At 31.5% G+C, this 14192-nt stretch carries 16 protein-coding genes; 7 read left to right on the top strand and 9 right to left on the bottom strand.

Annotation, left to right across the window (positions count from 1 at the left end):
• Positions 1-21 precede the first annotated feature (21 nt).
• From MHB58_RS16065 to MHB58_RS16075, 3 genes are all read right to left on the bottom strand, one after another.
• Entirely contained in the window at positions 22-399 is a 378-nt protein-coding gene (locus MHB58_RS16065) for a VOC family protein (RefSeq protein WP_014822896.1), read from the bottom strand.
• Positions 400-1079: 680 nt separating this feature from the next.
• Positions 1080-1556 carry a hypothetical protein gene (locus tag MHB58_RS16070; protein WP_340735592.1) on the bottom strand — a complete coding sequence of 159 codons (477 nt, stop codon included), beginning with the start codon at positions 1554-1556 and terminating at the stop codon, positions 1080-1082.
• 103 nt (positions 1557-1659) lie between these two features.
• Positions 1660-2145 (bottom strand): peptide ABC transporter substrate-binding protein, encoded by a 486-nt coding sequence (locus MHB58_RS16075; protein WP_340735593.1) that lies wholly within the window; start codon positions 2143-2145, stop codon positions 1660-1662.
• A gap of 671 nt (positions 2146-2816) precedes the next feature.
• Here MHB58_RS16075 and MHB58_RS16080 point away from each other — a divergent pair.
• Complete coding sequence (locus tag MHB58_RS16080) at positions 2817-3320, top strand: CDI toxin immunity protein (protein WP_014822892.1); 504 nt, start codon at positions 2817-2819, stop codon at positions 3318-3320.
• Between the two features lie 676 nt (positions 3321-3996).
• On the opposite strand, the gene MHB58_RS16085 is transcribed toward MHB58_RS16080, so the two are convergent.
• Positions 3997-4461 (bottom strand): GNAT family N-acetyltransferase, encoded by a 465-nt coding sequence (locus MHB58_RS16085; protein ID WP_065216824.1) that lies wholly within the window; start codon positions 4459-4461, stop codon positions 3997-3999.
• 518 nt (positions 4462-4979) lie between these two features.
• Here MHB58_RS16085 and MHB58_RS16090 point away from each other — a divergent pair.
• Together MHB58_RS16090 and MHB58_RS16095 are read left to right on the top strand one after the other, a co-directional pair.
• The gene (locus MHB58_RS16090; RefSeq protein WP_065216823.1) at positions 4980-5471 is read left to right on the top strand and encodes a DUF2716 domain-containing protein; all 492 of its coding nucleotides are present in this window, start codon (positions 4980-4982) and stop codon (positions 5469-5471) included.
• A gap of 249 nt (positions 5472-5720) precedes the next feature.
• A complete protein-coding gene (locus MHB58_RS16095; RefSeq protein WP_340735594.1) occupies positions 5721-6113 on the top strand; it encodes a hypothetical protein in 393 nt (130 codons plus the stop codon).
• 480 nt (positions 6114-6593) lie between these two features.
• Here the strand turns inward: MHB58_RS16095 and MHB58_RS16100 are convergent, their stop codons facing one another.
• Both MHB58_RS16100 and MHB58_RS16105 read right to left on the bottom strand, forming a co-directional pair.
• On the bottom strand, positions 6594-7037 hold the full coding sequence (locus MHB58_RS16100; protein ID WP_008405362.1) for a hypothetical protein: 444 nt from the start codon (positions 7035-7037) through the stop codon (positions 6594-6596).
• 135 nt (positions 7038-7172) lie between these two features.
• The gene (locus MHB58_RS16105; RefSeq protein ID WP_340735595.1) at positions 7173-7331 is read right to left on the bottom strand and encodes a hypothetical protein; all 159 of its coding nucleotides are present in this window, start codon (positions 7329-7331) and stop codon (positions 7173-7175) included.
• A 670-nt stretch (positions 7332-8001) separates the two neighbouring features.
• Between MHB58_RS16105 and MHB58_RS16110 the strand changes: the two genes are divergently transcribed.
• The 3 genes from MHB58_RS16110 to MHB58_RS16120 all read left to right on the top strand — a co-directional run bounded on the left by MHB58_RS16110 (position 8002) and on the right by MHB58_RS16120 (position 10331).
• Entirely contained in the window at positions 8002-8364 is a 363-nt protein-coding gene (locus MHB58_RS16110; protein ID WP_039966741.1) for a DUF2294 domain-containing protein, read from the top strand.
• 240 nt (positions 8365-8604) lie between these two features.
• Entirely contained in the window at positions 8605-8808 is a 204-nt protein-coding gene (locus MHB58_RS16115) for a hypothetical protein (RefSeq protein WP_014822884.1), read from the top strand.
• 734 nt (positions 8809-9542) lie between these two features.
• The gene (locus tag MHB58_RS16120; protein ID WP_008405370.1) at positions 9543-10331 is read left to right on the top strand and encodes a lipid II flippase Amj family protein; all 789 of its coding nucleotides are present in this window, start codon (positions 9543-9545) and stop codon (positions 10329-10331) included.
• 778 nt (positions 10332-11109) lie between these two features.
• Here the strand turns inward: MHB58_RS16120 and MHB58_RS16125 are convergent.
• Together MHB58_RS16125 and MHB58_RS16130 are read right to left on the bottom strand one after the other, a co-directional pair.
• Positions 11110-11577 carry a hypothetical protein gene (locus MHB58_RS16125; RefSeq protein ID WP_340735596.1) on the bottom strand — a complete coding sequence of 156 codons (468 nt, stop codon included), beginning with the start codon at positions 11575-11577 and terminating at the stop codon, positions 11110-11112.
• 99 nt (positions 11578-11676) lie between these two features.
• Positions 11677-12162, bottom strand: coding sequence for an NUDIX domain-containing protein (locus MHB58_RS16130; RefSeq protein ID WP_340735597.1), 486 nt, complete (start codon positions 12160-12162; stop codon positions 11677-11679).
• A 519-nt stretch (positions 12163-12681) separates the two neighbouring features.
• Here MHB58_RS16130 and MHB58_RS16135 point away from each other — a divergent pair.
• Positions 12682-13167 (top strand): hypothetical protein, encoded by a 486-nt coding sequence (locus MHB58_RS16135; protein WP_340735598.1) that lies wholly within the window; start codon positions 12682-12684, stop codon positions 13165-13167.
• Between the two features lie 191 nt (positions 13168-13358).
• Here MHB58_RS16135 and MHB58_RS16140 read toward each other — a convergent pair whose 3' ends face one another.
• The gene (locus MHB58_RS16140; RefSeq protein WP_008405375.1) at positions 13359-14117 is read right to left on the bottom strand and encodes an SDR family oxidoreductase; all 759 of its coding nucleotides are present in this window, start codon (positions 14115-14117) and stop codon (positions 13359-13361) included.
• Positions 14118-14192: the final 75 nt, after the last annotated feature.

Here is a 14192-nt window from a genome sequence, read left to right on the forward strand (position 1 = left end):
TGGCTCTGAATTTATTACAAATTAAATTTGTACTTCACACATAAAAGCATGTGTATTTCCTTCAGTATCTTTAAAGAATGTCATCCATGTTTCTGTATTTCCCATTTTTGCAACGACATGAGGTTGGTCGATAAAGGAAACCCCCTTTTCAATCAATTTTTCAACTGACTTTTTTATATCTTCTACCTGAAAATAGATAACTGAACTTGAATTTGCAAATTCATTTTTTTCAGGTAGTGAAAGAAGAAGTCGTTGCCCGTTACAATCAAAAAATGCCATATTTTCTGTATTGTAAAGAAGTGGCAACTCAAGTACTTCTTTATAAAAGTCAATTGCTCTTTCCACATTTTTTATTGGGACTGCTATTTGTCCAATTCTTTGAATTATACTAGATTCCATTATTATTCCTCCATTCAACGTTGAATTATTGATTTATAATGCTAATAGAATTAACTACTTTCCTATCTATTCTATTCAAAATGTACATTTCCTTTTTTTAATAAACTGATGCTTATGTACAGATAGTTCCCAAAGCTGCAGTTAGGGACGTTTATAGAGATGCCCACACAATTGAATCGGCAATGGCGATTAATATACACAAAAATGAAAATAATATGTACGCAACGCTGATACTAATTAAAAAAGTATGTTTTTTCACAGATTGTTCTGGAGTATGGATTATAATTTTTAGCAAGTTAATAATGCTGATGCAAAGGATTATCGAGAAAAGTGGAATACCTATTAATGATAAAGGAACTAATGTCTCCATAGCTACTACCCCCCTTTTTTGTATTTATTTTAAATTATAACAAATTATATTCCGTCTTTTTGTAACCTTTCAACCCTGATTCCAAAATCGTATTTAGGAGCATCTATGAAGAACTTTTAGAACGTTACGGACTTTCATAGAAGAGATTATCAAATTCCTACTACTAAATATCAATGTTTTATGCGACTTACATAAAAAAACGTATAAACAAAGTTCCACCAAAAAATCCACAAACACTGATTTAAAAGTGATTGTGGATTTTTTGGTTTCCAAACTTTCATTTAGGAACGTTATTTTGTATTGAGATGTATTAGTTATGTAATGTTTCGAAATGAGTTTTTATATATTCTAACATCAGTTTCTCTGGATTAGATTGTTTAGGAAGTAAAATCACGTGTTTAGTATCAAGTACTCCAAAAAATAAGATTTTTTTATCAGAGTTTAATTCATAATAGCAATATCCTTCATACTCAATATCATTAAAACAAACTACTGGATGTTCGTGTTCTTCCGTACATAAAGTCACAGTAGCATTTAAATCGCTATAAACTTTTAAAAGGTTTTGTAAGTAGTTTTTATGAACAGGAATAATTGGAGCAGTTATATAGTTTCTTTGAGCCGAAATAAGAGATTGCTCTTCCACTATAACCTCGTAATAATGCTCGTCAGTAAAATCTATTGTTTGTCTTACTTTCATAAATCGATTAATAAATTTGTTTGCTAATTTGTGTAAATGCTTATGAGGTGGGATATTTATTCCGTAAATTAATAAAGTTAAAGACTCCACAAAATGCTCCTTAATAGAAAAATTTTAAAACTAATATTAATATAGATTAATTTCGAAAGAAAAGTTATCAAAGCGGTGTTTAAGAACTTTATTTCTCATATAATTAACTAATCCAAGTCATTTTCACTTCTTTGGATTCCCATTTATTATCTTTATAATGAACTTTTACTTCTACTCCAACTGCCCCTAAACCTGAACGATACTTGGAACCCTCAAAAAAGATTTCATTGTTGAACTTAAAATCAACTTTTTCTATTCTAAGAAGTACGCCATCCAAACCCATCGTATCTGAATTGTATAATCCCTTTTCTTTCAGTTGTTCAAGAGTAGCGTCCATTACTTCAACTTTATACTTTTCCTTAAAGTAGCTTAAAATTTCTTCTTTATCCCTTTCAGCCGCGTCCTCGAAATTACTCATATCGATAGCTATATATTCCATATCACTACTTAATGCTTCATCCTGTTCCATGATAGATTCCAATGCAACACTATATATTTCTCCTAAATGCTCACTTGGCTCAATTCCAGTATTACAAGCAGAAAGCAATAGCGATAGGACAAGAAGAATACTAAAATGTTTAATTTTCAAATTACCCCCCCTTTACTGTATAGATGAAATTATTAATAAGACCGCTTCAAATAAACTTGTTCTTCTTCTAAACTGTCCGTTAGGTGTAATACTTCACATTATAGCCAAAATCCTCCTAAAGGGGTGTTTAAGGAATGTTTATAACAGTTTATTAGCTTAAAGTCCCTAACTCACTCACTCATAAAATGTGCTTTATTAAACGAATAATCATTCTAGGAATAAACATTAAAATGTTCCAAGCCACTTCAAATAATATTGAACTGGTAAGCTGCCCTAATAACTCTTTAAAAAAGTTGTCCTGTCTTTCTTTGTTTTTTTATTTTTCATTTTCTAACTCCAAATAAGATTTATTTGAATTATAATCCATTCTCATATTTGAAACCAATCGATGAAAGAAATAAAGTCCCCCGTACCCAAAATCGTATTTGTGAACTTCTTTGTATAAAGGTAGTAAACCACACAAATATGACGATCCCTTATTCCACAATCTGACGTATTTCTTGAATAGGAATTGAGTTTTCTTCTGCTAAAGGGCCAGATTGTTGAATAACACTCAATAAGAAAATTGAATATTTATGTTAGTATTTAATTGAGATTATAAAGAAATATCCTTAAAAAATCAGGACAGTTTAGTTGATAAATAATATATAGGGAAGGAGTTGAAAATTAGAGTGAACAAAGAAGAAAGACAGAAGAGATTAAATGAAATTGTAGAGGAACGTAAACAAAAAGAAATAATTCAACAAGCGATCCAAAAAGAGAATGAAGTAAAGATTCTGCTTCAAGAGGTGTTCGGCGAATTGGAATTATTTGAAATTCTAGATTCTAATACCACTAATTCAATTGTAGAAGATTTCTCTGAAAATTTCCCGATTGCTTTTTGGAACAGAATTGACTGGAAAAATGCTATTGTTAACCGAGTTGAATTAAATGACCAAGGAATTAAAAGCATTCCTTCCCTTCTAATTTCTAAAGAATTTGATACTTCAATTCCTATATATATCTTTTGGGGATACGATAATCATCCATGTGTAAAAACTAAATTGACTGAAGAATTATTAAGTAATATTGAAGATATTGTCTGGTTAGGAAATGATTTATATCTTTATTGTCCTACGCAGAAATATGTTATAGAATTCTTTCATGATGATACTGTTAATATTGGGTGGATTTAGGTCAACACAGACTTTGTTTTGTTCAACTAACGGGCGAGATTCTTCAATTTGAAGATCGCGTTTTTCCGTTATAGGGCCATTATCTGGAATAAAACTGATTAAAAACGTTAAAATAATTAGCAACCTTTTATTTTTAATCGGTTAAGGGGTAGTTTAGGAGGAATCAAAATATTTATTGTTCTATTTAGAATTATTTACTTTATTATTAGTATTCTGGTTTTTGTAATATTAATTAATCTAAGGAAGTACCATAAACTATTAAAAAAAGATGCATTAACACCTTTACAAATTGAAGCCTTTCAAAAAAAGTTCCCCTTTGCGCTTATTATTATAATTGTTTATTTGATACTTAGCATTATATTTCCATTTATCTAAAAAGCTATAAAAAATATAAGTGTTAGTTTAACTTGTTATTCCATTAAAGGGCGCTATTATTGAATACCATTTTCCATGGGGTAGCGTCAGAAAAGATGCAGATTTAAAACGATAAGAAATATACTCTACAAGTTTTTATGCAAATTAAAGAACAAGCCTAGCAAGTATAAATTACCGTTCCATAACGGTTTTCGTCATCTGTAAAAAATGCTGCATAACCAATGTTCCAAATAGGAGCGAAACGTTGATTTAACAACGTTCGCGCCTTTTTAATGTGTTCCCATACTTTGATTTGGAAACATTATTTTGTTTGAAGATGTGTAAGCGTATATTCCATAAGAGGATATATTCTCCCTGGAATAACTGTTGATTCAACATAAATTATTCTTTTTGCACCCATTTTCAAATAAAATTCATACGCGTTTGGATCACTATTAAAATGGAAGCTACTTAATCCATTTTCTGTTGCCTTCAGTAAAATATTTCCCCATAAAACTTTCCCTAAGCCTTGTCCAATGTATGTAGGGGCCACAAATAAGCTTTCTAATTCTTGCGTTTCTATGCACAAACAATAGAACCCTTTAATAGCCTTATCTTCTTCAAGCAGATAAATAACTTTTGACTGAATATCTTCTACTGTAATTATTAAAGCATCTTTCCATGCATTCATAAAATCATCTGAATAACCCCAATAGCCTTTTGCTTTAAAAGCTATATCTGTCAGTGTTGCTGCGTCCTCGACATTTGCTTTTCTTATCGTATTCATAACCTATTCCTCTTGATTCTTGTTTTCATATGTTGCATTCGTTCCAATCGACAAATACTTACTTCCTAATTAAGGAGCGGGCTTAAAATCTTTACACTGATCGTTTTTCACACGGGATAATAAATAAAATACAATGAAAAACTAACCGATCAATTCATCCATATGGGCGGTTTATTTCCTGCGAATTTATTCATCTGCTTCACTATCAATGCTTTGTGTTTGCTGCAACACCTAAAGGCAAGCTACATGCCAGTGTAAGCCCACTAATGAACATAAGTATTTTCTTCATCGTTAAATCCCCTTGATTTTGTAATGCCCTGTACGGACGGAAAAAACGAGAAATAGTTTCAACATTTTTTAAATTTATTTTGATAGGTCAAATTGGGCACGATTCTTCAATAAGAAAATTGCGCTTTTTCGTTATAGTGCCATATTGTTGAATAACATAGTAAGCGAGTAAGGTTAACAAGAAATGTTATAATGGAAATACAAAAAGGAATGTTAAGGAGAGTATTTAAATGGAAAATTGGCTTGAATTATCCGAAGCAGAGTATGAAAAAGTGTGGAATAAAATGTGTGAAGTTTTGAACTTTAAACCAAGCACCTCCAATTTCCCTTCTTTTGAAGTACCTACTCCTTTCATCACCTACGATATTTCCATTTATTTTGAATATTCTAATGATTTAGGAGCTTATGATGACTTGGAAGAAAAAGCACTACTTGTATTTAAAGAAAATACATCACGAGATGATTATCTTTATGCTTTGGATTGGCAACATGAATGTTATTGGATAAATCCAGGTTTGGAATTTGAAAAAGATGAATTCGATGAATTGAAGGTACCAGTCTTCCCAAATGGAGATTATTATTTCTTTATTCATAAGGATTTTGAATGGGGATATTTAGGACACCCTTGGGAAAAAACCATAACTATTTTTGGAGAAGGGCTAATAACAGGTTTTGAAAAACATCAACCAAAAATGTTCCAGAAAATATTACGTCAGGGGTAAAACCCTCTTCAACTAAACCAGCTTATAGAAGCTGGTTTGTGCTTTCTTCAGCTAAAGGGCGCATTTCTTGAATAAGAAAAGTCTTTATTCAATTATAGGGCTATTTAAATAGGAGTGAAAATATCGCATTGATTTGTTTAGAAGGCGCAAGTGCAGTAGTGTATAGAAAGCCCGTTACAAAAAATGGTTTATTTGTATACAACTAGAAAATATTACCCTAAAATAGAATTAGAAAGGCAGGGTTTACATATGAAAAAGTTATTATATTTAGGGGCATTATCAGTAATACTACTTACAGCTTGCGAAGAAGCAAAACCAGCCACAGAACTAATTGAAGTTGAATCACCACAGGCAGAATTAAAAAATGAAGCAATCGAATTAGATATTGTTGATGTTAACGAAAATAAAGTCGAAGTAGGTACTAAGGTTTTCTCTAAAGGTATTGTATCTAGAATAGTTACAGAAGAAAGTCTCGAATTTGAATTTGTACTTACAACAGAAGGTAAAGATCCAGGTATGTATGGAATTGATGATTACGCATTAGCTGACACAAAATATGGTGCTGAGATAACAGTTTACGGTACATATGAGGGACTAGGTTCCATGGGAGTCCCTATTATATCAGCTATTGTAGTAGAATAAATCAGATTATCTCTCACAATAGTCTTGTCGCTGCTCTATTATTTAGAAATGTTTCATTACATTTCTAAATAAAAGTTTTGGGACACAGAAAACCAAACTTCAACAAACTGGCGTGATTCTTCAATGAGAAGATCGCGTTTTTCCGTTATAGGGTCAGGTTGTTGAATAACATTTTCCATGGGGTAGCGTCAGAAAAGATGCAGATTTACAATGATATGAAATATATTATACAAAATTTTATGCAAATTAAAGAACAAGCCCAGCAAGTATAAATGTTGCTGCATCAACGTTTGCACCTTATGTATAAAAAACTGTATAAACAATAGTTCTCATAAAAAGTCACGAACGTTGATTTAACAACATTCGTGACTTTTTAATGTGTTCCAAAACTTTGATTTGGGAATGTTTTTTAGATTTGTTTTGCATTATTTATAAATCTTTGTTTCACTTTACACTCATAAGCCATTAGATATTTACTCACTATTTTTGCTGCAATAATGTACCATCTTGTTTATCGTATATTTTGTAATGTATACCAAATTCAGAACCTTCATAATAGGTAACTTCACAATACGCAGTTTTTAATGAGCCTTTATCCCAATTCTTTGGAGGAACACTAAAAAATACATCTTCTGAAAATAGAATATCTAAATAAGAATCTTTTGTAGTTTCCCAATAGTCAACTGTACAAGCACCTTTTACTATTTCGTGTTCTCCTTTTAAAATTTTAGGCATTACTGTTAGTGCATCCCAAAACACAGCAAGAGATAAAAGGCTAATTAATATGAGTACAATTTGGATTACATAATATTTAAAAAACGATAAGGGTTCTTTTTTTTGATTCTTTCTCATATATAAAATGCCCACAATGCATACAGTAAAGCCTAAAATTGTTAGTAAAAATGCACCTAGTAGTTCTATCATTTCAATTTAACACCTTCTAAAATCATTAGTTTAATACTAGAAAATATTATAATATAAAAACGCACCAAAAGCGGCATTTGGGAATGGTTTTTGCATCTTATGTTTTAAAGTTGACTCATAGGTACGAATCAAAATTTACTTTGATTTATTGAAAAGAATTAGACCACCTTGAATAAATAAAAATACTCCGATAAATTTCACTGTAATTTGCCATAAAAGATGAAATTCGTAAACATAGATACTCATTATTTTAGCGCCAATTAATAGTAATATTAAACCTAATAATTTTTTCAAAGTTTTTCCCCTTTTTTTATTGCAACTTATTAATATACAATTTCAATAAAAATGTTAATTCTCCCTAAAACGTTACCGGAACGCATAAAACTAATGTCAGTCGTTAATCAACACTCGGACGCAATTCGGTAGTGACCCCTTAAAAGTAGAATTTTGGTCTCTTTTAAGATATTATCTTCTAACTTTCTTTATATCTTAATTATATAAAATAAATGGCCTTCACTTGAGCGCTTATTAAATTTAATTATCTTAACCTTGACAGAGAGTTAACTATATATTATATATTATAAATAGAGTTTTATCCGTTCATTACCTTAGTTTGATAGTCAATATTTTGGACATTGATTATTAATCTACAAGGGAAAAAAGAACAACAATTATAAATAATAGGTAGACATTTTAAAGAACCTAGATAAGGTTAGTTAAAAGTAAACCGACAATTTTAAAAGTAAATGGTTTGATATTTGAGACCATTATTTTTGGATTGTCGGTTTTTTTATTTTCTTAGTAATGAAAGCTATGGACTTGTTAGAAATGGTATAGGAAACTAAACTTAGATGTGCTATTTAGGAGGAAATATGCTTTTGGCTTATAGTTAAACTAGAGGTAACAAAGACTATAAAATAAATGTATAACGATTAATTGTGGAATGGAAGGGATAGAAGTCATTATGGATAAAACAAAAGGTGCTCTTGAAGCCGAAATCAGTAAAGTGTTAACTCATTGGGAGAAAAGTTACCTTGGGCGCGGTTCAGTATCGGTTAAATCAGATATCTTGCGAGATATGGTGGTGGTTGTGTTAGGAGGTGTCTTAACACCTGCTGAATATGCAGTATGCCAAGATAAAGAGGGCCTATTATCTGTCAAAAAAATGCGAAATAGCTTGGTGGAATCGGGTGTAGAAGGAATAAAAGAAGCAATACTAACCATAACAGGTATAGAAGTGGTGAGTTTTTATAGTGATTTGAGTACAATAACTGGGGAACGCATTATGATCTTTAAGCTTTCAGAGGATTTGCAAAGTAAATTATGATCTAACAATTGCATGTAGTCATTTCTTTAGAAACGTCTCAAGGATTTAACGTAGGGCAAGGAATTACCAAGTGGAGTGTTTCGATGGTCCGTGGGCAGAGAAACTCTAACTGCTAGTAAGCGAACTATTTTAATTAGTCAAATACCCTAATACTTCAAATCTAAAATTTACAGTCTTCTTAGGGAAAGAAAAGATTTATATCCCTCAGTATAATAGAGGATAAAGGAGGATTAATTTGATATGGATAAGAGTAAGACATCAGTACCTCACTTAGATACAAGACTAAAAAACCATCCTGAACTTTACGATAATGAAATCCATCTAAAAATAAAGGAAACGATAGCTAAAAACAAAGAAATAATAGAGAAAAATCGTGAAATTAAGGAAGTATTAAATTATCTATCCTCTAAATTTGCTGATGATTTGAAAAAAACAACAGAATAACATTTTCCATGCGGTAGCGTCAGAAAAGATGCAGATTTAAAACAATAAGAAATATACTATACAAGTTTTTATGCAAATTAAAGACAAGCCCAGCAAGTATAAACACCGTTCCATCCAGGGTTTGCATCATCTGTATAAAATATTGCATAACCTAACCTAATGTTCATAAAAAAAGGCGCGAAACGTTGTTTTAATTACGTTCGCGCCTTTTTAATGTGTCCCTATACTTTCATTGGAAACGTTATTTAATTTTATTTTGTATAATTATAATTCATTGCTGACTATAAACTTTTCATCAGCTTTACTTATTATGATTCTTATAGTTTTTTTCATGAGCGTAAACTTCATTTTCCGTTTGTAACCAATTACTAATAGCAGTTAAAATTAATGCAAAAATCCCAAGTAAAATAAAAGCTATACTATAATGTCCTAAAAAAAATAAAACTAATCCAGCAATTAGTAGTAATATCACTAAAATTATTGACCATATTTTTAATTTTTCCTTTTTCTTTATAATCTACTCCTCCCCTTCTTTAAACGTTAATACCTCATTATTAATTTGTATTATTTTACCATAAATTAAATTAAAATGTCCCCAAAAGCGTTGTTTGGGAATGTTATTTTGTATTGATTTGTATGAATTCGATGAAACTAGTTTACAATTTAAACGTCAAAATGTAAAAATAAGGATTTGGTAGGTGTGAGCAATAGAACTTATAACAGGTAAACTCATAATGATTGCCTTGTTTATATTAATCATTCATTCAATTGAAACATTAGCGTATGCAGTGCGACTTTCTGGAGCTCGTGTTCGTTTATTAGCGTCAGCATTGTCACTTTTTAATGTAATGGTTATGGTTTCAAGACTCTCTAATATGATGCAGCAACCATTTACAGGGAGCCTGATAGATAAGGCTCCTGCCGATAATGCTTTACAATTTGTCGAGAATCAATTCCGATTCCTTATAGGTTCAGCTTCACTAGGTACATTACTAGGCATTATATGTTTGCCAACTTTTGTAGCCATTTTTTCTAGAGCCATTATTCATTTAGCTAATGAAAGAGGTTCAATCCCCGCTTTATTGAAAAAAGGTTTTACAATTGAGTATATACGTCGTGGATTCAAGCATATACGCAAACCAAGCCTTTCCTATTTACGAGGAATAGGTATAAAAGATATTCCTCTAAAATTATTTATAATTAATATTATCATTACTGCTGTTTATACAATTGGAGTTTTGTCAGCTTTGTATGCGAGTTTGTTAGTACCTGAATACAAAACAACTGCAATCATGGCATCCGGTTTAATAAATGGTATAGCTACAATGCTATTAATTATATTTATTGATCCTAAAATCTCTATATTAGCTGATGATGTAATAAATAAAAAAGGAAATTATTCTGAATTGAAAAGAGCCTCTGTTATGATGATGAGTTCAAGGCTTTTGGGGACATTATTTGCTCAAATTCTATTTATTCCAGGAGCACATTATGTTGCTTGGTTTGCAAAATTCATTGCATAATAAATTTTTAAACATAATAAAAGTCTGGATTTTCCTTTAGGGGACTTACTTAAAACGAATTTCCAAAATCGGCGCGATACTTTAATAAGGATCGCGTCACTTTTAATTAAAGGGCCAGATTGTGGAATAAATGTCTTTTATGCCATGTTACCAAATACCTCTCTGGATACTTTCACGTTGTCCTTCATTGATTTATATTGTTAAAGAACATTAGAACTTATTAATGTAGAATATTAATGGAATTCGTATGAAGAAATATTTAAAAGGAGAAAGAATTTAGTGAACAAGAAATGGTCTTATATTAAAATGTTAGCGGCGTACTTTTTTCTTACTACTCCGTTAATATTAATATTCACATTAGCCTCAATTCCTGAAGCAATTACAATACAACCCACTACACTAAGTAGAGTGTTTTTTATGGTGATACTATTTGGCTTAGGGATTATTTTTTATTTTTATATAGATCCAGCATTTAAGGAATTAAAATATAAGACAATAGCTTTTATTATCTCAATGATAGCGAGTGTTTTATTTCTAATAATAAGCTTAAGCTACTAATATTCAGCAATCGTGCCGATTGTTGCATAAACGTCTCTATTCTTATTATACTAACTGGTGCTTTAGTAGAAGAAAGGGTTCTACATATGAAATATATCTAATATGTAGAGCCCTCTAATTTCTCTATCTTTTTAAATTTAGGTTTTGATAAATATAACAACGTTTGTGGCTTTTTAATGCACTCAGAAACAATGAAAGGTGCATAAAGAAATCATCACATTTACTGAAGTGTAGGGTCAGGTAGCATTAAATCCTCTTCTGCTTGCTCTAGAAATAGTTGATATTCATCATACACTTCTTTGAGCGCTTTATATGCTTGTTCATGCTGTTCAGGTGTTTCTGCTGCCATATATTTTTCTAAAATAACAGCAAAATCTGCTCTTGCATCATTGTATTCATCGTAATACTTATAATATATCTTTTGTTCCGTTGTGAGTCCAACACCTGCTCGATTAGAAATCGTAGAAAACATAACATTTAAATCATCGAGCATTTCCTTTCGTTCGTCATCTTCATAATTATCATCGTTCTCATGAAGTTCGATTACTTTTCCAATTGGAAAAGCCAATAATTCTAAAGAATAGTAAGGAATCTGTCGATATTCAAGAATTGTTTGATGTTGCTTGTACATAACTACAATTATGCTAATTCCGATAACCCCTATAATCACAAACTTCCATTTTTTCAACTTAACCACCTCTGTTTAGAAAAGTATAACTGAACTTGCTTAAATAAAGTTACTAACTCCCCCTATCGTTAATTCCATTCTTCTTCAATTCACCCTAAATCATAAGGTTAACGCATCATCTAAGATTAATTTTGAAAGCTCATGATCATTAATTACAAATGGTACTTCAGAGGGTTCTACCCAAATTCGAGCAGACGATTCATGTTCTCGGAGAAAAGGTAAACATTCGGTAACATCCATTCTAAAAAAAGCTTGATAAGCAATCAATGGATACTTTCCACTGGAATCAAAGGACGGATTTTCTTTATGACTCACTTCAATTGAACCTATGTATCTGATTGTTCCCTTTACATAACCCTCTTCATATGATTCGCGTAGTATGGTTTCTTCTACTTCCTCACCAGTCTCCACGTGCCCACCGGGATAATTAAACCCTCGATCCTTTATATAAGCTAATAGTACTTTCTCATCTTTAATACATACTGCATGAACACTAGTCACTTTTAATGATTCAGTTAATTTCAATTGGGGCATCCAAGTAAGTTTCACCCTGTTTCCACCCCAGTCCACAAAAATGGTCTGCATTATTTATCTCAACTCCCCTGTTTCATGTATTTAAATTTATCCGTTAGATTAACAATATTCAATTAGTTACATTATATTAACTTTCTACGTCCTTATATAAATACCTTTTGTTCAACTACCCTACCCCATAGTTAAATTAAAATCGTTCCTAAGCGTTGTTTGGTAACATCACTTAGCTTAATTAAAACTGATGCAACAATTAGGCCAGATTGTTGTAATAATCTTAAATAGAAGATTTCAAAAGATATGAACTTGCAAATTAGCGTTGTCTTTAAACATCTAACAAGTTCCCAATTAGATGGTATACAGATGATTTAATTAACTGTATACTTCCAAATATATACAATTAAGTTAAAATGTATATATACAAGTTAAACCTAAAAACATTCTTAAGTTTGCAATTAGAGGACCATATTTGTAATCAGAATTTAAAATTCTATTCATTTGAACGTATGAAAGTAGATCGTAGCCTAATTAAGGATTTTTAGGCACCTTTATTTAAGAAAAGGAGGAACTCGTTTGTTTTTATATCATATGATTATTCACAAAGATATCTACGAAAATATAAGTCCCCAAATCGTATTAAAGGAAGGATTAAATTACAAGACGTCAACCAAATGGTATGCCAAGGGTGCTAATCTATTTCCAGATTTAACTGAGCGGTTCAGACCAGCAAATTTACCAAATTGGATTGATTTTAACGTTGCTTTCCTAGTAGACTTGGAAGTCGACGAAGCTCCTCATTATCGATTTCCAGTGTTTAGTGATAAAATTTTAGTTTTTAACCGAGATATAACAAGTGATTTATTTGCTTATATTGAAGACATGTATGATGGTGGCAAAGGGCGTATTATTGAGGGATTGCCTTCAAAGGAAGATTTAATGAAAAATTATTGGGCAAGTATGAAAACTCTTGAAGATTATTTAAATAATAAGCCTTATAATAACCCTGAAGTTTATATTTTTGAGCAAGTTCCAGCAAAGTTAATTGACTATATAGAGTAAATAACTGTTCTACAATCGTGCGCTCATCCATACGCACCCGACTTGTGCGTTCTTTTTACCCTACAGGAAGTCGTGGTTAAAAGATAAAAATCTCAAAAAATGCTAAATAAATCAAAACAGACGATATAGAATTTTCTACATCGTCTGTTTTTTAATACCTATATGATATTTAAATGATCAACTAAAAGGAATTACATACCACCAGTGACAGGAATTGATTCACCTGTAATGGCTCCAGCACCTTCAGAAGCTAGGAATACAGCAGTTTTTCCGATTTCAGATGGTTCAAGTAAACGCTTGATCCATTGTTTACCCAAGATGTGATGGCCTAATGCTTCTTCTACAGAAGTTCCATCCTTTTCTGCTAAAACAGGTAATTGTCTTTCGATTAATTCAGTACGTACTGGACCTGGCTCAATACAGTTAACAGTAATTCCGTTTGTAGCGTTTTCTAATGCGACTACTTTAGAGAAACCAGTTTGTCCTGCTTTAGCAGCACAGTAAGCTGATTTGTAAGCATCCGGAATACGACCGTGAGCAGATACGATGTTGATGATACGACCGTAGTTTTGAGCTTGCATTGATTTTAAAGAGTGTTTTGTCATTAAGAATGTACCTTTTAAGATAACATCGTTTAATAAATCCCATTTTTCTACCGGAAAATCTTCTGTTTTACTGATAAATTGTAAACCAGCGTTGTTTACCACTACGTCTACTGATCCGCGCTCAGCGATTACAGCGTCGATAGCCGTTTTAACTGAAGTTTCATCAGCAACGTTCACTTTGTAACCTTTTGCGTTTCCTAATTTTTCAGCAGCAGCAACTGCAGCTTCTTCATTTAAGTCGAAAATTGCTACATAGTCACCGTTTGCGATAAATTCTTGTGCAATTGCATATCCGATCCCTTGAGCGGCACCTGTAACAAGTACTGTACGATTTGTTGTTTTCATAATCTATATACCTCCAAAAGTGATAATTGTAGTTTAAGTAGTATTGGAGAAGTACTCTCACCTTCTCCAATGGTT

Origin of the sequence: Solibacillus sp. FSL K6-1554 (genome assembly GCF_038005185.1) — a bacterium.
In the GTDB taxonomy this organism is placed as follows: Bacteria; Bacillota; Bacilli; order Bacillales_A; family Planococcaceae; genus Solibacillus; species Solibacillus silvestris.

What these genes read in the sequence shown, in the direction of transcription:
- MHB58_RS16065 (WP_014822896.1), bottom strand. Translation starts at nt 399, where the DNA reads ATGGAATCTAGTATAATTCAAAGAATTGGACAAATAGCAGTCCCAATA.
- MHB58_RS16085 (WP_065216824.1), bottom strand. Translation starts at nt 4,461, where the DNA reads ATGAATACGATAAGAAAAGCAAATGTCGAGGACGCAGCAACACTGACA.
- MHB58_RS16090 (WP_065216823.1), top strand. Translation starts at nt 4,980, where the DNA reads ATGGAAAATTGGCTTGAATTATCCGAAGCAGAGTATGAAAAAGTGTGG.
- MHB58_RS16095 (WP_340735594.1), top strand. Translation starts at nt 5,721, where the DNA reads ATGAAAAAGTTATTATATTTAGGGGCATTATCAGTAATACTACTTACA.
- MHB58_RS16100 (WP_008405362.1), bottom strand. Translation starts at nt 7,037, where the DNA reads ATGATAGAACTACTAGGTGCATTTTTACTAACAATTTTAGGCTTTACT.
- MHB58_RS16110 (WP_039966741.1), top strand. Translation starts at nt 8,002, where the DNA reads ATGGATAAAACAAAAGGTGCTCTTGAAGCCGAAATCAGTAAAGTGTTA.
- MHB58_RS16115 (WP_014822884.1), top strand. Translation starts at nt 8,605, where the DNA reads ATGGATAAGAGTAAGACATCAGTACCTCACTTAGATACAAGACTAAAA.
- MHB58_RS16120 (WP_008405370.1), top strand. Translation starts at nt 9,543, where the DNA reads ATGATTGCCTTGTTTATATTAATCATTCATTCAATTGAAACATTAGCG.
- MHB58_RS16130 (WP_340735597.1), bottom strand. Translation starts at nt 12,162, where the DNA reads ATGCAGACCATTTTTGTGGACTGGGGTGGAAACAGGGTGAAACTTACT.
- MHB58_RS16140 (WP_008405375.1), bottom strand. Translation starts at nt 14,117, where the DNA reads ATGAAAACAACAAATCGTACAGTACTTGTTACAGGTGCCGCTCAAGGG.